General features: G+C 65.2%; 21 protein-coding genes. 9 read left to right on the top strand and 12 right to left on the bottom strand.

The genetic code is table 11. The features are described from left to right. Positions 1 to 48: 48 nt before the first annotated feature. The 3 genes from J2X38_RS06720 to J2X38_RS06710 form a co-directional block, all read right to left on the bottom strand. Positions 49 to 384, bottom strand: a complete 336-nt coding sequence (locus J2X38_RS06720; protein ID WP_058539017.1) for a 2Fe-2S iron-sulfur cluster-binding protein — start codon at positions 382 to 384, stop codon at positions 49 to 51. After that, positions 384 to 1,802, bottom strand: coding sequence for a cytochrome P450 (locus J2X38_RS06715; RefSeq protein WP_310252461.1), 1,419 nt, complete (start codon positions 1,800 to 1,802; stop codon positions 384 to 386). Before J2X38_RS06715 ends, J2X38_RS06720 begins: the two co-directional genes overlap by 1 nt. Positions 1,803 to 1,901: 99 nt before the next feature. After that, on the bottom strand, positions 1,902 to 2,708 hold the full coding sequence (locus tag J2X38_RS06710) for a helix-turn-helix transcriptional regulator (RefSeq protein WP_310252459.1): 807 nt from the start codon (positions 2,706 to 2,708) through the stop codon (positions 1,902 to 1,904). A 137-nt stretch (positions 2,709 to 2,845) separates the two neighbouring features. Here J2X38_RS06710 and J2X38_RS06705 point away from each other — a divergent pair, with 137 nt between their 5' ends. Next, positions 2,846 to 3,307: a nuclear transport factor 2 family protein gene (locus J2X38_RS06705; protein ID WP_310252457.1), complete on the top strand. Its 462-nt coding sequence runs from the start codon at positions 2,846 to 2,848 to the stop codon at positions 3,305 to 3,307. Here J2X38_RS06705 and J2X38_RS06700 read toward each other — a convergent pair. The 5 genes from J2X38_RS06700 to J2X38_RS06680 all read right to left on the bottom strand — a co-directional run bounded on the left by J2X38_RS06700 (position 3,304) and on the right by J2X38_RS06680 (position 8,916). Next, complete coding sequence (locus J2X38_RS06700; RefSeq protein WP_310252455.1) at positions 3,304 to 3,936, bottom strand: Dabb family protein; 633 nt, start codon at positions 3,934 to 3,936, stop codon at positions 3,304 to 3,306. The genes J2X38_RS06705 and J2X38_RS06700 overlap by 4 nt on opposite strands. Then, entirely contained in the window at positions 3,929 to 4,294 is a 366-nt protein-coding gene (locus J2X38_RS06695) for a hypothetical protein (RefSeq protein WP_310252453.1), read from the bottom strand. Before J2X38_RS06695 ends, J2X38_RS06700 begins: the two co-directional genes overlap by 8 nt. After that, positions 4,284 to 5,273, bottom strand: a complete 990-nt coding sequence (locus J2X38_RS06690; protein ID WP_310252451.1) for an NADP-dependent oxidoreductase — start codon at positions 5,271 to 5,273, stop codon at positions 4,284 to 4,286. The genes J2X38_RS06695 and J2X38_RS06690 overlap by 11 nt, the downstream gene beginning before the upstream one ends. A 64-nt stretch (positions 5,274 to 5,337) precedes the next feature. Next, positions 5,338 to 7,596: a TonB-dependent receptor gene (locus J2X38_RS06685; protein ID WP_310252450.1), complete on the bottom strand. Its 2,259-nt coding sequence runs from the start codon at positions 7,594 to 7,596 to the stop codon at positions 5,338 to 5,340. 177 nt (positions 7,597 to 7,773) lie between these two features. Further along, positions 7,774 to 8,916 (bottom strand): LLM class flavin-dependent oxidoreductase, encoded by a 1,143-nt coding sequence (locus J2X38_RS06680; protein ID WP_310252448.1) that lies wholly within the window; start codon positions 8,914 to 8,916, stop codon positions 7,774 to 7,776. Positions 8,917 to 9,059: 143 nt separating this feature from the next. Between J2X38_RS06680 and J2X38_RS06675 the strand changes: the two genes are divergently transcribed. Continuing rightward, positions 9,060 to 9,821, top strand: a complete 762-nt coding sequence (locus J2X38_RS06675) for an SDR family NAD(P)-dependent oxidoreductase (RefSeq protein WP_310252446.1) — start codon at positions 9,060 to 9,062, stop codon at positions 9,819 to 9,821. Positions 9,822 to 9,834: 13 nt separating this feature from the next. On the opposite strand, the gene J2X38_RS06670 is transcribed toward J2X38_RS06675, so the two are convergent. The 3 genes from J2X38_RS06670 to J2X38_RS06660 form a co-directional block, all read right to left on the bottom strand. Continuing rightward, complete coding sequence (locus tag J2X38_RS06670) at positions 9,835 to 10,284, bottom strand: nuclear transport factor 2 family protein (RefSeq protein ID WP_058539024.1); 450 nt, start codon at positions 10,282 to 10,284, stop codon at positions 9,835 to 9,837. Further along, entirely contained in the window at positions 10,285 to 11,436 is a 1,152-nt protein-coding gene (locus J2X38_RS06665; RefSeq protein ID WP_310252441.1) for a sulfotransferase, read from the bottom strand. 117 nt (positions 11,437 to 11,553) lie between these two features. Continuing rightward, positions 11,554 to 12,741: a LuxR family transcriptional regulator gene (locus J2X38_RS06660; protein WP_310252440.1), complete on the bottom strand. Its 1,188-nt coding sequence runs from the start codon at positions 12,739 to 12,741 to the stop codon at positions 11,554 to 11,556. Here J2X38_RS06660 and J2X38_RS06655 point away from each other — a divergent pair. Then, complete coding sequence (locus tag J2X38_RS06655; protein ID WP_310252438.1) at positions 12,740 to 13,675, top strand: alpha/beta hydrolase; 936 nt, start codon at positions 12,740 to 12,742, stop codon at positions 13,673 to 13,675. The genes J2X38_RS06660 and J2X38_RS06655 overlap by 2 nt on opposite strands. 28 nt (positions 13,676 to 13,703) lie before the next feature. On the opposite strand, the gene J2X38_RS06650 is transcribed toward J2X38_RS06655, so the two are convergent. Beyond that, complete coding sequence (locus tag J2X38_RS06650) at positions 13,704 to 14,480, bottom strand: SDR family oxidoreductase (RefSeq protein WP_310252435.1); 777 nt, start codon at positions 14,478 to 14,480, stop codon at positions 13,704 to 13,706. 141 nt (positions 14,481 to 14,621) lie between these two features. Here J2X38_RS06650 and J2X38_RS06645 point away from each other — a divergent pair, with 141 nt between their 5' ends. From J2X38_RS06645 to J2X38_RS06620, 6 genes are read left to right on the top strand one after another with little or no spacing between them, the layout of a single operon-like run. Beyond that, complete coding sequence (locus J2X38_RS06645; protein ID WP_310252433.1) at positions 14,622 to 15,701, top strand: Rieske 2Fe-2S domain-containing protein; 1,080 nt, start codon at positions 14,622 to 14,624, stop codon at positions 15,699 to 15,701. A 35-nt stretch (positions 15,702 to 15,736) separates the two neighbouring features. Further along, positions 15,737 to 16,531 (top strand): glucose 1-dehydrogenase, encoded by a 795-nt coding sequence (locus J2X38_RS06640; RefSeq protein ID WP_310252431.1) that lies wholly within the window; start codon positions 15,737 to 15,739, stop codon positions 16,529 to 16,531. Between the two features lie 2 nt (positions 16,532 to 16,533). Then, positions 16,534 to 17,280 (top strand): SDR family oxidoreductase, encoded by a 747-nt coding sequence (locus tag J2X38_RS06635; RefSeq protein WP_310252429.1) that lies wholly within the window; start codon positions 16,534 to 16,536, stop codon positions 17,278 to 17,280. Positions 17,281 to 17,293: 13 nt separating this feature from the next. After that, positions 17,294 to 17,734, top strand: coding sequence for a nuclear transport factor 2 family protein (locus J2X38_RS06630; RefSeq protein ID WP_310252427.1), 441 nt, complete (start codon positions 17,294 to 17,296; stop codon positions 17,732 to 17,734). Further along, complete coding sequence (locus J2X38_RS06625; protein WP_310252425.1) at positions 17,731 to 18,987, top strand: NADH:flavin oxidoreductase; 1,257 nt, start codon at positions 17,731 to 17,733, stop codon at positions 18,985 to 18,987. The genes J2X38_RS06630 and J2X38_RS06625 overlap by 4 nt, the downstream gene beginning before the upstream one ends. Next, positions 18,971 to 19,756, top strand: a complete 786-nt coding sequence (locus J2X38_RS06620; RefSeq protein WP_310252423.1) for an SDR family oxidoreductase — start codon at positions 18,971 to 18,973, stop codon at positions 19,754 to 19,756. The genes J2X38_RS06625 and J2X38_RS06620 overlap by 17 nt, the downstream gene beginning before the upstream one ends. Positions 19,757 to 19,758 lie beyond the last annotated feature (2 nt).

Genomic DNA, 19,758 nt, shown 5'->3' with positions numbered 1-19,758 from the left:
ACAAAAAAAGGGGCGGCAAAGCCGCCCCAGTTACCGCCCCTAACTCATTCAAACCCCGGGCTGTTCTTTGGGGATATGCACCCTCAGCCCGTCCAGTTCCTCGGTGATATGAATCTGGCAACTCAGCCGGCTGCCCGCTGTTACCGCGATCGCGTCGGACAGCGCATCGAGCATGATGGCCTCGTCCTCGCCCGGCGGACCGACTCGGTCGATCCAGGCATCGTCAACATAGACGTGGCAGGTGCCGCACTGGCGGACGCCGCCGCACAGCGCATCGATCCCATCGACGAGGTTGCCGATGGCAAGATGCATGACCGCCATGCCCTCGAAGTTGGTGCAGGTCTTTTCGCTACCGTCGGGCTGGACATAGGTGACGCGGGCCATCAGTTCGCACCCTTCGCGTGCGCGGGACATCCTGCCGCCGCCGCAACCGCATCAAGGTCGGCCGGCGCGCCCGCCGCGATGGCCCGCCGCTTGTAGCGCACCCGGCACGGCTGTTCGGGCCAATAGGTGCCGGCACCGGCGATCGGGCGCGGCGTGTCGATCAATTCCATGTCGTATCGCTGGAGCAGGATGGCGATCAGCGCCTTCATCTCCATCCGCGCGAAATTGACCCCGGCGCAGCGGTGCATGCCGCCGCCAAAGCCGATCAGGCTGTTCGATTCGACTTTGCTGTCCGCGCGTTCGGTGTTGAAGCGCTCGGGATCATAGTCGTCGGGGCGGTCGAAGATTTCGCTCATCCGGTGGCTGACCGAGGGCGCGAGCAATATCCAGTCGCCTTCGCGAACCTGATAGCCGTCGCGCTCGAAGTCGGCCGCCGCCTTGCGGATCATCGTGAAGGCGACGGGATGCAGCCGCTCGGTCTCGCGCAGCGCCAGATCCATCTTCTGCATCGCGATCGCCTGTTCCCAGCTGAGATCGGCGCCCGAGGCCGAACCCAATATGGTCCCGATCTCGCCCCGCAGCACATCCTGATATTCGCGGTTCTGGAGGATATCGATCATCGCCCAGCTGACCTGTCCCGCGGTCGTTTCATGCCCCGCCCAGACGAGGAGCAGGATCATGTGGATGATCAGCTCGTCAGGGATCGGGCGGCCGTCGGGATAGGTCGATGCCACCATGTCCTGGAAAAAATCAGCAGGCTCGACCGGGTTGGCGCGCCGCCGCCTGATCCAGTCGCCAAGGATTCGGTGAAGCTTTTTCTTGGCGGCCTGGCTGCGGCGCATCTTCTTCGTCGGGAGCCAGAGCGGCAGGACAAATTCCATCCCGCCGGAGAAGTCGCGAAACAGCTCGAAAAATTCATGACCCAGCTTCTGCTTGAAATCGCGCCCCATGAAGCTGTGCGCCGCGATGTCCATGACGACCGGCCCCAAGGTCGAGATAAGATCGAACTCCCCGCTGTCGCCGAGCCGGTGACAGAGCGCCATCGCCTCTTCAGCCATCACCGGCACATATTGCTTCATCGCCGAAGCCTTGAAGCGCGGCATGATGACCGCGCGCTGGTTCAGATACTCCTCCATCTCGGCAAAGGAGTAGAAATTGGGCGAGAACATCTTGTGGAAGAAGGGCATCGATTCGCGGATCGACAGCAGCTTGTCGGTTTCCTGAAAGACGAAGCGATTGTTATCGGGTCCGAGCATCACGACCATGTTCCGTCCGCCCATGCGGAACGAATAGATCGGACCATGTTCCTGATAGCCCCGGCGCAGCAATCCGACCGGATCCTTGAAGAAGTCTGTCAGGTGACCGAGGAGCGGAACGCCGCCGCGCATCGCGGGTGGCTGCATGGCGATTGCTGACATCGAATTTCTCCCTCTCGCGCCGGCATCGGGGCCGGCTTGCGATCGGGTATCGCGCCAGTGCCCCGCACCGCCGAGAGGGTCGCATGATTGTAGCGAATTTTAATCCTTGAAGGATCGGCGTTCGCGACTTTCGGCGCCGAACGCGCCCGCGGTGACATCGCGTGCGACCATCGGCAGCGGGATCGGGGTCGATGCGATCAGCAAGCCGACGTTGGTCTTCACCGCGGGCGGCAGCAGGGCATCGCGCGCGATCAGGTCGCGGACTTCGCGAAACAGGCTGACGAGCCGGCGTTCGAGCAGGATGCGCGAGGCATCGGACAGCTCGCCGATCTCGAATTCCCAGATCGAGCCCTTTGCCGAGAAGTCATATTGGAGAAACTCCTCCTTGACCCGCCGGTCGAAGAAACGCCGCATCGGCCCGCCGCGGCGCCAGCTGATGCTGCGCGCAGTCATCAGGCGGATGATGTTGCCGGGGAGCAACTGGATCAAGCCAATGCGTTCGAGCTTCATCAGCGCCGGGATCAGCACGGTCTGGTCGATGCCATAGTCGCGCTCGATCCGTTCGACGGTCCAGCCGCCGGTCGCGAGGTGAAAGCAGAAGAGCGCGAGCGGATCGTCGACCAGCGCCTGCTCCTGCGCGTCGCTGAGCATATCGGGCATCGCGGGCTGCGACGCGTCGGCAAGCCGCGCGAGTTCGAGAAAATTGATCCCGGCGAGTTCGCAGATTTCGTCGATCCGCGCGAGCGTGAAGCTGCGCTGCGCGAAGGTCCGACGAACGCTGGCGTGGCTGATGCCGAGCGCCGCCGCAACATCGGCATAGGTCAGCCCGCGCTCTTTCAGCACGCGCTTCAGCGCCTCGACCAGATAGTTGGACTGGCTGCCCAGCCCCGCTTTCGTCGTCATCATGACCCTCCAAATTCTACGCAAATCAGCATAATTTTTACAATACGACTTGCTTATGCGTTTTTCCATGCACAAACATGATGGCGATACGCATGGGAGAAATGATGATGTCCAATGAAGGGAAGATGGGATCGCTGCAAATGTTGCTGGACCAACGGACGATCGAGCAAGTCTACATTCGTTATTGCGAAATCGTCGACACCAAACACTTCGACGATCTGCACGAGGTGTTCACGGAAGATGCGACAGGCGACTATACGCAAGCGCTGGGTCCGGGCGTCATCAGCCCTGACCGCGTTAGCCTGATCGCCTCGATGCACGCGAACCTTGGCACCGATTCGAATTGCGGGCCGACGCATCACAATGTCGGCAATTTCCGTATCACCATCGACGGCGACACCGCGGCGGCCAAGGTCCATTATTATGCCGAACATCTCGGCCAAGGCGGCTATCCCGGCGAGCAATATTCGATGTGGGGCCAATATGACGACGAACTGGTCCGCACAGACAAAGGCTGGCGGGTCAGCAAGCGCATCTACACCTGCGCGATCAAGCGCGGAACGGCGGTGACAAGCGCGCGAGTCCCAAGTTCGCTTTGCTAGATCACCCTGCCCTCGAATCCGCAGAAACTGTGACAGAGCCGCGCATCGACGATGCGGTCGGGACATTCGGGGTCGAACCAGCGATCGATCCGCGCCCAGTGATAGGGGTGCATCATATAGGGGCCCATCAGCCCGCCGGCGTCGGCATATTCCTGTTCCCAGACGTGCGTCCAGCGGCGCGCGCCGATCGCCTCGTCGGCGCGGCTCAACTGCCAGTTGCGGATCGCGGGGATATAATATGGCATCATCCGCGTTTCCGCCTCGAAGCGCTCGACAAGGGCGGGGTCGGTGCCTTCATCGACGCTGAGCAGCAGCACGCGATAGATGCCGTTCGCAAGCTCGGGACCGGGCTTCCCACCCTCCCCGCTCCGATAGGCGACGCCGTCGACCGAGGCGACCGCGGGCGCGGCGAGCAGCGGCGCGAGCGCGGCATCAAAATCGGCGCGCTTCGCGGCATCGTCGAACGCGAAATGCGCGAGGAGGTCGCCGCCGAAATGGCTGCCGGCCAAGGTGGGTGCGACTAGCTGGCGATAGGCGGAGTGCGCCGTAGCCAGCGCGTGTATCTCATCGGCCAACGCCGACACACTCGCGGGATCGGACAGGGTGACGAGCCGCGTCAGCTTATACATCGCAGAGCCTTTCGATATCGGCAGGCGCCGAAGCGAAGAAACGCCGGCGACTAACCGCGCGCGCGTCGGCATCGGCCCACCAGGCGGCGACGTCAGGGTCATTGCCGCCGACAAAGCGCATCTGCCACCACGCCCCCGCGCCGGCGAGCGACCAGCGAAAGACGAGTGTGTTCGACTGATCGTCGAGCCACATCGGCGGGCTGACAAGGATCTGTTCCAAAGTCATCCCGCGTGCCCGAGCGCCGGGCGCATAGCGCGCCAGATAGTCGCTGAGCAGCGCCTTGCCTTCGCCGGGCTTCGCGACGATCTCGTCGATCGCATGGACCATCGGCGCTGCCGCCGTGCCATCAGTCGCCATGGGATGCCACCTCCAGGATGATCTTGCCGCGGACATGCTGTCCTTCGATGCGGCGATGCGCCTCGGCGGCTTCGCCGAGCGGCAGGATCTCGATCGCGGGCGGCCTCACCCCGCCCGCCGCGCATAATGCCGCCAGTTCCTTCAGATGCTGCGGCAGGCGCATGACAGCGTTCATGTTCGACAGGATGCTCACCCCGTTCGCCGCGGCATGCGCAACCTCATCGGCGCTCGCCTGCGACACCAAAGTCGCGATTTCGACATAGCGGCCGCCCGGCGCGACAATATCGACGGCCGACGGAAGCAGGCTGTCGAGCCCGACCGCATCGAGAACGAGATCGACCCCGCCCGGCGCCCAACGCCGCACCGCCTCTGCGACAGCGCCGGCGCGATAGTCGATCGCGTGGTCGGCGCCGAAACCCCGGACATAGGACATATTGTCGGGGCCTGAGGTCGCCGCGACGCGCGCACCGAGCGAGCGCGCGATCTGGATGCCGATGCTGCCGACGCCGCCCGCACCGCCGTTGATGAGCACGGTCTGCCCCGCCGACAATCCGCCGACATCGGCAAGCCCGCCATACGCCGTCGTCCCCGCGACCGGCAGCGCGGCCGCCTGCGCGAAGCTCCACCCGCGCGGCAAAGGCACAACAAAGGCCGCGTCGGCGATGCAATATTCGGCGTAGGAGCCATCGCGCCCCTGCCCCTGTTTCGACATGCCGAAGACACGGTCGCCGGGACCGAAGGCATCGACACCCTCGCCCACCGCCTCGACAATGCCGGCGAAGTCGAAACCGAGCACAAACGGAAAATGATAATCGATAAAGGCCGACAGCTTGCCGACCCGCGTTTTCCAGTCGGCGGGATTGACCCCGGCGCAGATGACCCGGACCAGCACCTCGCCCGCGCCGGCTTCGGGCGTGGGCAACTCGCCCCAGACAAGCTGTTCGGGACCGCCGAACCCGTTGATCACCATCGCGCGCATGCCGTTCTCCTTATCGACCGATGGCAAAGGGTCCGGCCGCGCCACGCGGCCGAACCCTGCCCCGTCAGCGCCGGAAGCTGAGCGTCACCCAGTAACGGCGCGGATCATTATAATAGCCCTCGACAAAGCCGAAGCTGGTCGAGGCGTCATAGCCCGCCGTCAGCACGCGCTTGTCGGTGATATTGTCGACCGCGAGGCGAAGCGACAGCCCCTTGGCGGGCAACGTGAATTCGGCGCTGGCGTTCAGGATCGCATGATCGGGCGCGCGCATCAGCGGCGAATTCTCGACATCGATCCACGTGAGGCTGCGATAGGCGGCGTCGAGCCGGAAGCTCGCGTCGACGCGGTCCGACAGCGCGGTCGAATAGACGATGCTGCTGCTCGCGGTGAGATCGGGCGCCTGCTTCGGATTGCGGAAGCTGACGTCGGTCGGAACGCCGCCGATCACCGAGGTGTAGCGCAGATATTTCGCATCGAGATAGCCGAACGCCCCGCTCAATCGCAGTTCGCGCGAGACGCGGACGTCGGCCTCGAGCTCGATCCCCTGGATCCGCGACTTGCCGGCATTGTCGGTGCGCACCACGATCAGCCCGGTGTTCGGGCTGACCGTCGAGATCAGCAATTGCTGATCCTTGTAATCGTTGCGGAAGGCCGAGAGGTTCAGCGTCACAAGCCCGCCGAGCGTCGTCTTCAGCCCCGCCTCATACGCCGTCAGATATTCGGGATCATAGGACCCGATTTCCTCGACCGAGGTCGGCCGCCCGTTGAAGCCGCCGCTGCGGAACCCCCGCGACCACGAGACATAGCCGAGAATATCGGGGGTGAATTTATACGAGAGCGACGCGCGCGGCGTGAACGCCTTCCAGTCCTCGCTCAGCCTGTACGAAGGCATGCCCGCGAGCAGCGGCTGCTGGCTGTAGATCCGCATCGCGGCCTGATCCCAGACCTTCTTTTCCCAGGTGTAGCGCGCCCCGACTTCGAGCGTCAGCGCATCGGTGACATCGAAAGTGGCGTTGCCGAACAGCGCATAATTGGTCGTCTTCTGGCGGTTGGCGAAGTCGATGTTGAAATCGAGCGCGGTCGCGAGCGCGGGATCGAAACCCGCCGCGATCAGGCGCGGATAAAGCCCGTCGGCGACGTAGAGCAGGGTATCGTCGCGCGATTTTTCGCGGAAATAATAGGCACCGAGCAATAGCGTGCCGCGATCGAACAGGTTGGTCGCATATTGCAGTTCCTGCGAGATCTGGCGCGCGCTTTCGTCGTGGATGTCGCCCGCATAATTGACCGCCGCCGACGCATCGCCGTCGCGCCCGAAAATCGCATGGACCCAGCGATAGGCGCTGATCGACTTCAAGGTGCCAGCGCCGAGATCGGCCGAGAGCGTCAGCGTCGCGTTCGCGGCATCGGTATCGTCGCGGTTGAGGAAATCACTGGTGTCGGTGCGGTTGATGCTGCCGGGCGCAGTGCAGCACGGCGCGATGAAGGCCGATTGCAGCCCCGAGAAGAAGGTCGGGGTGAAGGACAGCATGCTGTGCGGCGTGCTGTTCTGGCGGCGGCGGAGCCCGTCGACGGTCAGCACCGCATCGATCGGCGACGCGTCATAATGCAGCGTCAGCCGGCCCGCCTGGACATTGCGATTGCCGAGATTCTTGCCCGAGGGGACTTTCTGCCAACCCTCGCCCCATTCGCCGAGCGCGGCGACGCCGATCGCGAGATTGTCCGAAAGCCCCGCCTCGACATTGGCGCGCAGCCGGAGGTCGTTGAACGAACCATAGCGAACGTCGCCTTCGAGCCGGTCACCCGTCGGCACGCGCGAGACGACGCTGATCGCGCCGCCGATCGTATTCTTGCCGAACAGCGACCCCTGCGGCCCGCGCAGCACTTCGATCCGGTCGATGCCCAGAAGCTCGGTGGTCGCGCCAAAGCTGCGCGCGACATAGACGCCGTCGATATAGAGCGCGACCGCGGGGTCGGAGGTGATGATGAAATCATTCTCGCCGACGCCGCGGATGAAGGCCGAGACGCCGCCGCTGTTGCCGCCCTGCCCCGGCGTGAACTGAAGATTGGGCGCGACCTGGCCGACGTCGGTGACGCCGTCGAAGCCGCGAGAGTCGAGCTGTGCGCCGCCGATCGCGGTGATCGCAATCGGCACGTCCTGCAGCTTTTCCTCGCGCCGGCGCGCGGTGACGACGATCTCGGTGGATTCGTCTTCGTTCGCCACGTCCTCGGCGGCGGGCGCCTGTTCCTGCGCGAAAAGCGGATGCGCCGTGGCAAGCGCCACCAGTGCAACCGAAGCGCGCGCGAATTGCCTGTAATTTTTCATGCTTGCCCCTCTGCGACCCGGATCATTTTTCCGAGAGATTGCTTCCCTTATGCAGCGCGAATGGCATTACGTGAAACGCATTTCAACGCTAAATGACAATTTTATGTCATATATGCGTTTATGAATAAAGATTCCTGGTCGCATTTCATGGCTTTCGGCGCGGCAACGCGGGAGCCGCTATTTCGCGGCGACCGCAGTCTGCGCTCTGAAATGCGGGATCACATGCGTTCCGATGTTGCGGATCGTCTCCAGAATCACATCGTGCGGCACCGCGCCCATCTGGAAGAGAAAGAGGATCTCGTCGGCACCCGCGTCGAACAGCCGCTGGACGTAGCGGATGCAGTCGTCGGGCGTGCCATAGGCGTCCTGCACTTCCTCATAAGCGCCGGTGTGTTCGGACCCGATGGTGATCTTTTCCTCGGAAAGGAAGGCGACGACCGCCGCCTTTTCCTGCTGAAGGATCGCCGCCTGTTCATCGCCCGACAAATCTTCGACTGTCGGCTTGGGGCCGCCCTGATACCAGTATCCCAGCGATTCGACGAAGAAGCGCTGCCCGCGCAGACCGATTTTTCGCGCCTTTTCGCGGTCGTCGAGCACCAGCGCAGGACAGAGCGCCGCAAGATGCTCGGTCGGGCGGAAGCCGACCTGATCCTCGGCCTTGCGGCTCGCCCAGGCGGCGCGATAAATCGCATTCTTGCTCGCGATGTCGTCGGGCCCCGCAAAGCCGAGCACCAGCGCGCCGATGCCGCGCGCGCCCGCGGTGGTCAGCGCGTCGGCGCGCGTGCACGCCATATAGAGCGGCGGGTGCGGGTCCTGATACGGTTTGGGATGGATTGGGCGGCGCGGGATCTGAATATACTCGCCATCATGTTCGATCTCGTCCTGCACCATGATTTTCGGGATCAGGTACATCGATTCATCGATCATCGGCTGAAGAGCGCCAAGGTCATAGCCGAAGGTTCCCGCCTCCTGCTGCGTGCCGCCCTTGCCCATGCCGAAATGGACGCGGCCTTTCGATAGAATATCGAGCGTCGCGATGCGTTCGGCGACCTTGACCGGATGGTTCATCGCGGGCGGCAGACAGACAACGCCGTGCCCGATGCCAAGCCGCGTCGTCTTGCCGGCAAGAAAGGCGAGGAAGGTCTCGGGCGCCGACATATGCGCATATTGGGTGAGCGCGGTGTGCTCGACCGCCCAGACGGTGTCGAAGCCCATCGCCTCGGCGAGCAGCGATTGCTCGATAATCTCGTGGAAACAGCGCGCTTCGTTCGCGCGCGAAGTGTCCACCATCTGCGCTTCGTAAATGATCGAGAATTTCATGGCTGTCCGATCCTCTCCGTCATGCCGCGTTTTTTGCGAGCATAAGGCGCCCGTTCGCACCCGCTCCTCGTCCAATTGGATCAATTCGCCTGCCCCCGCCGGTGCTACGAAATCGGGCAACGACGGATGGAGAGAGGATCGAGATGGGCATGTTCGAGGGCAAGGTCGCGCTGGTGACGGGCGGCGCTTCGGGAATCGGCGTGGCGGCATCGCTGCGCTTCGCCGAAGAGGGCGCCGCGGTGATCGTGGCCGACATCAACGAAGCCGGCGCCGAAGCGATCGCCGAAAAGATACGCGCCGCCGGCGGCCGCGCGCGCGCCATCCGCTGCGACGTCAGCAGCGGGGCGGACAATGCGGCGATGGTCGCCGCGGCAAAGCAGGAGTTCGGCCGGCTCGACGCCGCCTTCCTGAACGCCGGCGCCTATGCACAGATTGTCTTCGAGGACACCGACGCGGCGACGCTCGACAGCATGATCGCGATCAACCTGAAGGGTGCATTTCTCGGCCTGCAAGCGGTGCTGCCCGCGCTCGAACCGGGCGGCGCCGCGGTGGTGACCGCCTCGACCTCGGGCATGATCGGCCTCAATGTCGCCGCGGCCTACAGCGCCGCGAAGCATGGCGTGATCGGCGCGGTGCGTTCAGCCTCGCAAAGCTTCGCGCGGCGCGGACTTCGGGTCAACGCGATCTGCCCCGGTCCCGTCGCGACCGCGATCCTCGGCGTGACCGAACAGGCACCGATCCAGCCCGCCGACGCGCTCGCGCTCCCGGCCGATGGCCTGCTCCTGCCGCAGCATATCGCCGAACTCGCCCTATTCCTGGCCAGCCCGCGCTCGGGCGGGATCAACGGCCAGGAAATTATCGCCGATGCGGGCTTCCTCGCCAGCTACCCGCCGATGCCCGAATGAGCCGGAGGGCGCGTCAGTCGCGCTCGACGCGGATGCGGCTGAGCCGGGTCCTGGCGATCAGCCAGCGCCCGCGCGCCTTGCGATAACAGTCGTGATAATGTCCGAAACCGTGGCGCGAGCGACCGGCAAGGTCGCTCCCCTCGCCCGCCCAGAAATGGTCGTCCATCGCCCATATGCCCTCGGCGTCGCGCGCGCCGGTGAAGCGGATTTCGAAGCTGTGGACATGATGGACCGTCGTGGCATGTTCGAGCGTCGCGGCGACCCCTGCGACAAAGGCGTCGGCGCCGTTGGTCAGCAATCCTTCGTCGGTTTCACCCGGCATTTCGCGGAAGTCGCCGATCATGTCCTCGGTCAGCAAGCTGCGCAGCAGCGTCCAGTCCTTGGTGTCGAGCGCGCGCACATAACGCGCCTTGAGCAACCTTATCTCCTCGATCGCAGCGAGGTTGACGGCTTCGGTCATCATCTATTCCCCTCCCAGGAAGGCGGCTCGATAGGCCGCGAAACGCTGTTCTACATCGGAGCGGTCCAGACCGAAATCCTCAAGCGCATATTTATGCGGCGCGCGATCCTCGCGCTTGTTCGCTTCGATCCATTCGGCCATGCCCGCGCGCACCGCGTCGGTGACGTCGACCCCCGCAGCCTCGAGCACGCGTACGCCCTCGCCGATCGGATCGCCCAGCAGATCGGCGTAGCGGACGTCGATGAAATTCTGCCCCGCGACCTGTCCGCGCACCGCCATGAAACGGTCGAGCAGCTCGGCGAGCCGCGGTACCCAGAAGGCGGCGACGCTCGCCGGATCGACGCGGTCGGACACCATCTGGTAGAGGCTGTGCTCCATGCTGCAATAGCTCGGCACCGTCGCGACCGGATCGCGGTGCGTCATCACGATCTTCGCCTCGGGGAAGACTTCGATCACCGCATCGAGCGCAAGCAGATGACCCGGGGTCTTGAGCACCCATTTCGCGCCCTTGCGGCTTTGGTCCTGCCATTGCAGCGACTGGAGGATCTGTTTGAGGTCGCGGTAGCATTGCACGCGGTCGTTTTCGGTCAGCCAGCGCGCATAGCCCGGCACATGATATGTCCCCTCGATCATCGTGCTCGAATAGAGCTGGCCGAGGATGATCAGTTCCTCGTCGGGCTGGTCGATGCTCATCGGATGGATCGACATGAGGTCGGGAATCGTCGCGAGCATATAGTCGAGGAAGCCGCGCGCGGCTTCGCGGCGCGGTTCGGGATCGCCGCGCGTCTCGCCCGGAAGGGGCGCGTAATTCTGCGTCTCGAACCAGCGCGTGCCGGTCATCCCCGGGGCCGAGGCGAGCATCCGGTGCAGCATCGTGCTGCCAGTGCGCGGGAGGCCGACGACGACCGCCGCGACCTCGACCTTCTCGCCCAGGATTTCGGGGTGGCGCTTGACAAGATCGACATGGCGCAGGCGGTTGACGAGGCCATTGACGATCATCGCCGAGGCGCTCGCAACGCCCGCCTCGCTGAGCCGGGCTTCGGTGTTGAGCGCGGGAATCAGCGCGTCGATATTGGCGAAGAACCAGGTATCGCCGAAATCCGAAAGCCCCGCCTGCTCGCGCGCCCGCGCCACCAGCACGTCGCGATTCGGCACTTGGCCAATTGCCTCTTTCACCGCACATCCTCTCTGCATTATGATAGCAATTTTATGTATGACATACGATATTCGTATTCACACATGCTATCATCTACGCAGAAAGAAGCAACACCCTTAGGTGCTGGAGCCACCCAATTCGGTCATCCCGGCGTGGAGCAGGTGGACGAGCTGCGACTGGCGCCGGGCGCCGGTCTTGGCGAAGATCGAGCGCAGGTGCGAGCGCGCGGTGTTGTGCGCGATGCCCAGCCGGTCGGCGGCTTCGACCAGCGAACCGCCCCCGGCAAGCGCCGCGGCGAGCATCGCCTCCATCCGCGTCAGCTGGAACAGGTCGCGAATCGCTTCGGGGTCGGGCGCCGCATCCTGCCCCGGATCGCTGATGAACAAGGCGAGCGCCGCGCCCTTGCCGCCGCGCATGAAGGCCGGGGTCGTCACCGCCTTGGCGACGACGCCCAGATCGCGCCGCCCCGAGGGCCGCTCGATACGGAAGCGCTGCGGCGGCGCGGCGGCGGGGTCGGCCTCGGCGCTGAGCAATTTGAGCAGTTTTTCGAGCGTACGGTGCGCGCTGCCCGCCGCCAGCCGGAGCCGCCCGCCCGCCAGCGTCAGCCCGTCTTCCTCGGCCAGCAGCCGCTCGGCGACCGCGTTGGTGCGGATCACCTTGCCGTCGTGGTCGAGGGTGATCGCCGCGACGCCCATCTGTTCGACAACGCCGCGATAGACGCCATGCTCGGCGCCCGACGCCTGCAACCGTTCGAACAGCTGGATGGCATGGCGCAGATGCGGAACGAGCGCCTGCAGCGCATCGCGTTCGGCGGCGCCGAAATCGTGACGGCTGCTGTCGCGCGTCACACGAAGCCGTGCCTCGAACCCGCTGTCGAAACGCAGGTCGACGCCCAGAATCTGGTCACCCCCCGCGGCTTCGAGGAAGTCACGCCAGAAATCGCTCGTGCGCGCCGCGCCCTGCACAAAGTCGCTGAACGACAGGACCTTGCCTTCGGGCAGCCCCTTGAACGGGTCGCTGGCAAAGAAGCTTTCGGCATAGTCTTCGCTGGTTTGCGGATCGGCGTCGGGGGTCACGATCGTCCCGGGCTTGCGCGTGCCCGGCATCGTCAGGATCAACGTCGCATAGGTGCCGTCGAGATGGAGCGCGAGACCGCGCAGGAAATCTTCCCACGGCGTGTCCGTCAGCAAGCCGCCGAACAGGTCGGCGAGCAGCTTCGAAAATTCCGCGGCCGATCCGCCTGCCTTCACCATCGCACCTTCATTTCCATCCATTCCATCCCACAAGCCGGAGAGTTTTGCCATGCCCATTGACCCCGCCCTCGCGCCGTTGCTCGATATGATGAACGCGCTGCCGCATTTGAACGCGCCCTTCGATCCCGCCGCGCTGCGGCTGGCCGACGAACAGCCGATGCCCGTGCCCAAGGCCGGCGTCGCCGAGGTCCGCGACGTCACGCTCGATACCAGCGCTGGATCCGTGAACGCGCGCCTTTATCACCCCATGCCCGGGACGACGCTGCCGCTGCTCGTCTTCATCCACGGCGGCGGCTGGGTGTTCGGAACGCTCGATACCCATGATCCGCTGTGCCGCGCGCTCGCCGCGGCCGCCGAGATCGCGGTGCTCTCGCTCGAATATCCGCGCGCGCCCGAGCATCGCTTTCCGACCGCGCTCGACACCGTTCGCGCCGCCGTTGTGACCGCGGTCGAACAGGCCGACACTCTGGGCATCGACGCCGGCCGGATCGCGGTCGGCGGTGACAGCGCGGGCGGCAATTTGTCCGCCGCGCTGTGCCTCGCCACCCGCGACGAGGGCGGCCCGGCGATTGCGCACCAGCTGCTGCTCTATCCCGTGGTCGACAATGACTTCACCCGCGCCTCCTATGTCGAAAACGCCACCGGCTATATGCTGAGCAGCGAAATGATGCAGTGGTTCTGGGCCCAATATCTGGGCGACGCCAGCCGCGACGCCGGCGCGCTTGCGACCCCGATCCGCGCCGACAGCCTCGCCGGCCTGCCGTCGGCGACGATCGTCACCGCCGAGTTCGATCCGCTGCGCGACGAAGGCACCGCCTATGCCGAGCGACTGAAGGCGGCGGGCGTGGCGGTGACGCATGACCATTTCCCCGGCGTGATCCACGGCTTTGCCAGCATGCTGGGCATGCTGCCGCAGGCCGACGTCGCGGTGGGAACGGCGGCCCGGGGATTGCGGGCCGCCTTCGCGATGGAAGCCGCGGCGTAACGGCGGCGCCGGGGTCTGCGCCTTCGCGTCAGACCCCGTAGCCGCCCGCGACCGCAATCTGCTGCCCCGTGACATAGGCAGCTTTGGACGAGGCAAGGAAGACAGCGGCATGACCGATTTCCTCGGGACGACCCCAGCGCTTGAGCGCGAGATTCTTGTGAACCTCGGCGGTCCATGCGTCGTCGAACACGCCCTGTTTCGACAGCTCGAGAAACATGCCGGCCTCGATCACGCCGACGAGGATGGAGTTGGCGCGGATGCCATGCTTCCCCTCCTCGCGCGCGATGCCCCGGACCAGCGCTTCGTTCGCGGCCTTGGGCGCGACCGACAGGCCGTCCTTGTCAGGCCAGCGCAGGTCGCCCGCCGAACCCAGATGAACGAACGAGCCGCCACCCTGCGCGCGCATATGCGGAAGGATGCGATGCACCGCGCCGAAAAAGCCGTGGACCTCGACGTCGATCGCGCAGCGCCATTGTTCGGGGGTTGTGTCGGCGAGATGGACCTGCGCGACCAGCGGGCCGGCGCCCCACAGCATGGTGTGGATGCGCCCGTGCGCGGCGACGGCGCCCGCGATGGTCGCGGCCAGTGCGGCGTCATCGGTGACGTCGCACTGATGCAGGCTCGCCTTGCGCCCCGACGCCTCGATACGCTCGGCCAGCGCCTCGGCCTCCGCCTGTTTCGAGCGCCATGCGATCGCGACGTCGCTCCCCGCCGCCGCGAATTCACCGGCAACCGCCGCGCCGATGCCACCGGTCGCACCGAAAATCAGCGTCGCGCCCTCGGGAAACTGCGAACCTTCACTCATCTTCACCCTCCTTGAACCACAAAATATTGCATAATGTCGATAATAGTGAGATATGTTATCGAAATGCGATGGTATCGCAAGTTTTCAAAACGCATAGTGACAATGCCTAGCGCAAAACTGGGCATGAATGGGAGATTTCCAATGGCGACAACCGCAGACTATGGGCTGGGCGACCAGGCATTTCCGCGCGGCTGGTTCATGATCGCCGCCGCCGCCGAGCTGGAGGGAACAACCCCGCTGGCCGTCCGCTTTTTCGGCCGCGACCGGGTGCTCTATCGCGGCGAGTCGGGGCAGGTTTATCTGGTCGACGCCTATTGCCCGCATATGGGCGCGCATCTGGCGAAGAACGAAACGAGCTTCGTGATCCGCGACAATGAGCATGTGCAGGGCGAATCGATCCGCTGCCCCTATCATGGCTGGCGCTTTGGCCCCGACGGCAAGTGCAACCAGATCCCCTATTCGCCGCAGAAGATCCCCGCGGCGGCGAAGCTCGAAAACTGGCCGGTGATCGAGCGCGCGGGCTGCATCTGGATGTGGCACGACCCCGAAGGGCTCGAACCCGAATATGAGCTGCCGCCGTTCGAGGAATATGATCAGCCGCATTGGGTGAAGTGGGAGCTCGACCGGCTGGGCGAGCTCGCCAGCCATCCGGTCGAGATCCTCGACAATATGGCCGACCGCGCCCATTTCGAACCCGTCCACGGCAATGACGCGGTCGACGTCTTCGAGAATGATTTCGACGGTCACCGCGTCGTCCAGCGGCTGCGCGCGGGGCACCGCACGCTCCAGGGCGACGCCCCGCTCGAAACCGACACCTGGTATACCGGGCCGGGCATCCTGCAATCGCGCATGTCGGGGCAGTTCCCGTCGATCATCATGATCGCGCACACCCCCGTCGACGACGGGGTGGTGAAGGTGTGGCACGCGCTGCTGGTCAAGGTGCACAATGCCGAGCCGACCGCGGACGATGTCGCGATGGCGCGCGCCTACCAAGCCGCGGCCTGCGCCGCCTTTGCGCAGGATTTCGAAATCTGGTCGAACAAAAGGCCGTGCATCAATCCGATGGCGGTGCAGGGCGACGGCCCGATCGGCAAATTGCGGATCTGGTATCGCCAATTCTACAACAGCCGCGCGCGCGCCGAGGAATTCCAGAAGCGCGTCAACGGCACGCACGTCACCCGCGGCACCTTGTCCGCGCCTTTCGAACAGAAGGTCGCCTGACGGCGGCATAACAGACAGAAATCAGGAGAAAATGCGTGGCAAGACTCGCGGGTAAAGTTGCGATCGTAACGGGTGCGGCACAGGGCATGGGCGCCGCGACCGCGCGGCTCTTCGCCGCCGAGGGCGCCAGGGTGGTGCTCTGCGACGTGATCGAGGACAAGGGACAGGAAACCGCGAGCGAAATCGGCGAGAGTGCCGTCTTCCAGAAGCTCGACGTGCGATCGGAGGCCGACTGGGAACGCGTGGTTGCCGACACGGTCCAGCGCTTCGGCAAGCTCGATATATTGATCAACAACGCCGCGATCGTGCATTTCAGCCCGATCGAGGCGATGCCCGCCGAGGACATCGAGCGCGTCCTCGCGATCAATGTGATGGGAACGATGCTCGGCGCCAAATATGCCGCGCGCGCGATGACCGGGGCCGGCCGCGGTGTGATCGTCAACATCTCTTCGGTCGACGGCCTGCGCGGCTGCAACGGCCTGTCGGCCTATACCGCAAGCAAATGGGCGGTGCGCGGGCTGTCGAAATCGCTCGCCTATGAGCTGGGGCCGCGCGGCATTCGCGTCTGCACCGTCCACCCCGGCGGCGTGAACACGCAGATGGGCAACCCGACGGGGCTGACTGGCGACGCGCTCAATGTCGGCTATGAGCGCGTCCCGCTCCAGCGGATCGGCGAGCCCGAGGAAATCGCACGCGCCAGCCTGTTCATCGCCTCCGACGATGCAAGCTATATCAGCGGCGCCGAGCTGGCGGTCGATGGCGGCTGGTCGGCGGGCTATTATCAGCCCTTCCTGCCCGGCGCACCCGCCAGTCTGAACGGACAGCCCTGAACATGCTGGCGGGCAAGGTCGCACTCGTCACCGGCGCGGGCCAGGGTGTCGGGCGCGGCATTGCCCGCGCGCTTGCCCGGCGCGGCGCCCGGATCGCACTGGTTGGCCGGACGCCCGCCAAGCTCGAAGCGGTGGCGGCCGAAATCGGCAGTGATGCCGCCGCCTTCGCTACCGACGTCAAGGACGCGGAATCGATCCGCGCCGTGGTGGACGCGGTCGCGCAGCGCTTCGGCGCGATCGACATCCTCGTAAACAATGCGCAGGAGGTGCCGCTCGGACCGCTGCTGTCGGTCGAGGATGCCGCGTTCGAGGCGGGTTTCACCTCTGGACCGCTGGCCTCGTTCCGGTTGATGAAAGCCTGTCATCCGCACCTTCTGCGCCGCGGTGGCGGCACGATCATCAACCTCGCCAGTTCGGCTGCCGTACGCTGGGACATGGCGAATTACGGCGCCTATGCCGCTGTGAAGCAGGCGGCGCGCGCGCTGACCCGCGCCGCCGCGGCCGAATGGGGGCCCGACGGCATCCGCGTGCTCACCATCGCGCCGCACGCCAATTCGCCGGGCCTGCAAGGCTGGATCGAAAATAACCCGGACGAGGCCGAGGCATTTTTCCGGACGATCCCGCTGCGCCGCGTCGGCGATTGCGAGGATGATATCGGCAATGCGGTGGCGGCGCTGTGCGGCCCCGACCTCAGCTATCTGACCGGGGCGACGATCCCGCTCGACGGTGGGCAAGCCAATTTCGGCTGAAGGAACGAGCAAGATGAGCGCCGCCGACATCATCGAAATCCAGCAGTTGCTCGCCGCCTATGTCTTTGCGATCGACGCCAAGGATTATGACGCGCTCGACGCGGTGTTCACGCCGGACGCCGCGATCGACTATCGCGTCACCGGCGGCGCTGAGGGCAGTTGGGCGTACATCAAGCCGTGGCTGGCCAAGGCGCTCGCTCCCTTCCCCGTCACCCAGCATCTGATCGGCCTGCCGCTGATCCGGCTCGATGGCGACCGCGCGACCGCGAAGACGATGCTGTTCAACCCGATGCAGCTGGCGCGGCCGGAGGGCGATCATCTGTTCCTGCTCGGCTGCACCTATGTCGACGATCTGGTGCGCACGCCTGCGGGCTGGCGGATCGCGAGCCGCACCGAAGCGGATTTCTGGGTCAAGGATCCGCCCGCCGATTTCACCCCCGAGCCCGCGCCATGAGCGCCGCCGATCCCTTCGACCCGGTCCGCATCGGGCCAATCGCCTTGCGCAATCGCTTCATCCGTTCGGGGGCGAACGAGATGATGAGCAAGGCGACCTTCCCGACGCGTGCGCTCATGGATTTCCACCGCGCCTATGCCCGCGGCGGCGTGGGGATGACGACGCTCGCTTATCTCGCGGTGTCGCCCGACGGACGCACGCTGCCCGGACAGGGGATGCTGAGCCGCGAAAGCGTGCCGCATTACCGCGCGGTCACCGATGCGATCCACTCCGGCGGCGCCAAGGCGTCGGCGCAGATCACCCATGGCGGCAGTTTCTGCCAGATCGACGACCTGTCGACCCCGCGCGCGATGTCGGCATCGGCCGGGATCGACAAGATGGGGGTGCTGAAGGGCCGCTTTTTCCAGCGCGCGATGACGCGCGCCGACATGGAGATGGTGACGGGCGAGTTCGTACGCGCCGCCGAGCTCGCCGAAGAAGCGGGTTTCGATGCGCTCGAAATCCATATGGGGCACGGCTATCTGCTCAACCAGTTCATCTCGCCGCTCTCCAACTTCCGCAAGGATGGCTATGGCGGATCGGCCGCGAACCGCGCGCGCTTTCCCGCCGAGGTGCTGGCGGCGGTCAAGCGGGCGACCGGCGGGCGGCTCGCGATCCTTGCCAAGATCAACCTGACCGATGCGGTGCCGGGCGGCGCGACGGTCGACGACGCGATTGTAACCGCGCGCGCGCTCGAAGCGGCGGGCGCCGACATGCTGGTGCTGTCGGCGGGGCGCAATATCGAAAGCACCTGGGCGATGTTCGGCAGCGCACTGCCCTATGACGACCTTGCCGCGATGCAGGGCGGGTGGCTCGCGAAACTACAATTCGCGGCCCTGAAGCGCAGCGTGCCGAAACTGCCGCCGTTTCACGAAAATTATCTGATGGAGCCCGCGCTGAAGCTGAAAGCGGCGCTCGGCCAGACGCCGATGAAGCTCGCCTATCTGGGCGGCGTCCAGTCGCTCGCCGGGGCGCGGCAGGCGGCGGCCGAAGGGTTCGATGCGATCGCGCTGGCACGCGCGCTGATCCACGATCCGGCGCTGATCGCGAAATGGCAAAGCGGGACCACCGATGTTTCGGGCTGCACCGCGTGCAACCGCTGCGTCGCCGCGATGTACGGTCCGTCGGGAACGCATTGCCCGGAGGTCGGCAACGCGCTCGATCCCGGACTCAAGGACATTTTTGCGGGAGAGAAATATGCCAAGCCTGCTTGAGAACAAGGTCGTCATCATCAGCGGGGTCGGCCCCGGCATGGGGCAGGCGATGGCGCGGATCGCCGCCGCCGAGGGCGCGAAAGTCGGGCTCGGTGCGCGCAACCGGGATTTCATCGACGCGGTCGCAGGAGAGATTCGTGCGAACGGCGGCGAGGCCGTCGCGGTGCCGACCGACGTCGGCGATGCGGGCCAGTGTGCGGCGCTGGCGAAGGCAACCGCCGACGCGTTCGGGCGGATCGATGGGTTGGTCAACACCGCCTATATCCACGGCGAATGGGTGACGGTGGACGAGGCCGATCCCGAGGATTGGGCGCGCGTGTTCGACGTCAATTGCCTCGGCGCGCTCCGGATGACGCAGGCGGTGCTGCCCGCGATGAAAGCGCAGGGCGGCGGCGCGGTGGTCAACGTCGCCACCATGTCGCAGGTCAATCCCTTTCCCGGCGAGGGTGGCTATGCCACCGGCAAGGGCGGGCTCACGACCATGACCAAGCATATGGCCAAGGATCTTGGCCGCTTCGGCATCCGGGTCAACGCGACGCGGATGGGCTGGATCGGCGGCAAGCCCGTCTATGACTATATCGACCGCGCAGAAGCGGCCGGCCAGGACCGCGATACGGTGATCGGCGAGATTACCGGGCGCATCCCGCTCGGCGTCATTCCGCCCGAGGAGGATTGCGCGAAAAGCGTGCTCTTCTTCCTCTCCGATTATGCAAAAATGGTCACCGGCGCGACGCTCGACGTCAACGGCGGCCAGTATATGGCGCCATGACG

It is taken from the genome of Sphingopyxis sp. BE235 (genome assembly GCF_031457175.1).
Lineage (GTDB): Bacteria > Pseudomonadota > Alphaproteobacteria > Sphingomonadales > Sphingomonadaceae > Sphingopyxis.
Note: the sequence above shows the minus strand (reverse complement) of the source record. Positions and strands in the feature narration are given on the sequence as shown.

What these genes read in the sequence shown, in the direction of transcription:
- J2X38_RS06685 (WP_310252450.1), bottom strand. Translation starts at nt 7,596, where the DNA reads ATGAAAAATTACAGGCAATTCGCGCGCGCTTCGGTTGCACTGGTGGCG.
- J2X38_RS06630 (WP_310252427.1), top strand. Translation starts at nt 17,294, where the DNA reads ATGAGCGCCGCCGACATCATCGAAATCCAGCAGTTGCTCGCCGCCTAT.
- J2X38_RS06655 (WP_310252438.1), top strand. Translation starts at nt 12,740, where the DNA reads ATGCCCATTGACCCCGCCCTCGCGCCGTTGCTCGATATGATGAACGCG.
- J2X38_RS06715 (WP_310252461.1), bottom strand. Translation starts at nt 1,802, where the DNA reads ATGTCAGCAATCGCCATGCAGCCACCCGCGATGCGCGGCGGCGTTCCG.
- J2X38_RS06650 (WP_310252435.1), bottom strand. Translation starts at nt 14,480, where the DNA reads ATGAGTGAAGGTTCGCAGTTTCCCGAGGGCGCGACGCTGATTTTCGGT.
- J2X38_RS06670 (WP_058539024.1), bottom strand. Translation starts at nt 10,284, where the DNA reads ATGATGACCGAAGCCGTCAACCTCGCTGCGATCGAGGAGATAAGGTTG.
- J2X38_RS06625 (WP_310252425.1), top strand. Translation starts at nt 17,731, where the DNA reads ATGAGCGCCGCCGATCCCTTCGACCCGGTCCGCATCGGGCCAATCGCC.
- J2X38_RS06710 (WP_310252459.1), bottom strand. Translation starts at nt 2,708, where the DNA reads ATGATGACGACGAAAGCGGGGCTGGGCAGCCAGTCCAACTATCTGGTC.
- J2X38_RS06690 (WP_310252451.1), bottom strand. Translation starts at nt 5,273, where the DNA reads ATGCGCGCGATGGTGATCAACGGGTTCGGCGGTCCCGAACAGCTTGTC.
- J2X38_RS06635 (WP_310252429.1), top strand. Translation starts at nt 16,534, where the DNA reads ATGCTGGCGGGCAAGGTCGCACTCGTCACCGGCGCGGGCCAGGGTGTC.
- J2X38_RS06695 (WP_310252453.1), bottom strand. Translation starts at nt 4,294, where the DNA reads ATGGCGACTGATGGCACGGCGGCAGCGCCGATGGTCCATGCGATCGAC.
- J2X38_RS06645 (WP_310252433.1), top strand. Translation starts at nt 14,622, where the DNA reads ATGGCGACAACCGCAGACTATGGGCTGGGCGACCAGGCATTTCCGCGC.
- J2X38_RS06680 (WP_310252448.1), bottom strand. Translation starts at nt 8,916, where the DNA reads ATGAAATTCTCGATCATTTACGAAGCGCAGATGGTGGACACTTCGCGC.
- J2X38_RS06660 (WP_310252440.1), bottom strand. Translation starts at nt 12,741, where the DNA reads ATGGCAAAACTCTCCGGCTTGTGGGATGGAATGGATGGAAATGAAGGT.
- J2X38_RS06620 (WP_310252423.1), top strand. Translation starts at nt 18,971, where the DNA reads ATGCCAAGCCTGCTTGAGAACAAGGTCGTCATCATCAGCGGGGTCGGC.
- J2X38_RS06720 (WP_058539017.1), bottom strand. Translation starts at nt 384, where the DNA reads ATGGCCCGCGTCACCTATGTCCAGCCCGACGGTAGCGAAAAGACCTGC.
- J2X38_RS06675 (WP_310252446.1), top strand. Translation starts at nt 9,060, where the DNA reads ATGGGCATGTTCGAGGGCAAGGTCGCGCTGGTGACGGGCGGCGCTTCG.
- J2X38_RS06700 (WP_310252455.1), bottom strand. Translation starts at nt 3,936, where the DNA reads ATGTATAAGCTGACGCGGCTCGTCACCCTGTCCGATCCCGCGAGTGTG.
- J2X38_RS06705 (WP_310252457.1), top strand. Translation starts at nt 2,846, where the DNA reads ATGTTGCTGGACCAACGGACGATCGAGCAAGTCTACATTCGTTATTGC.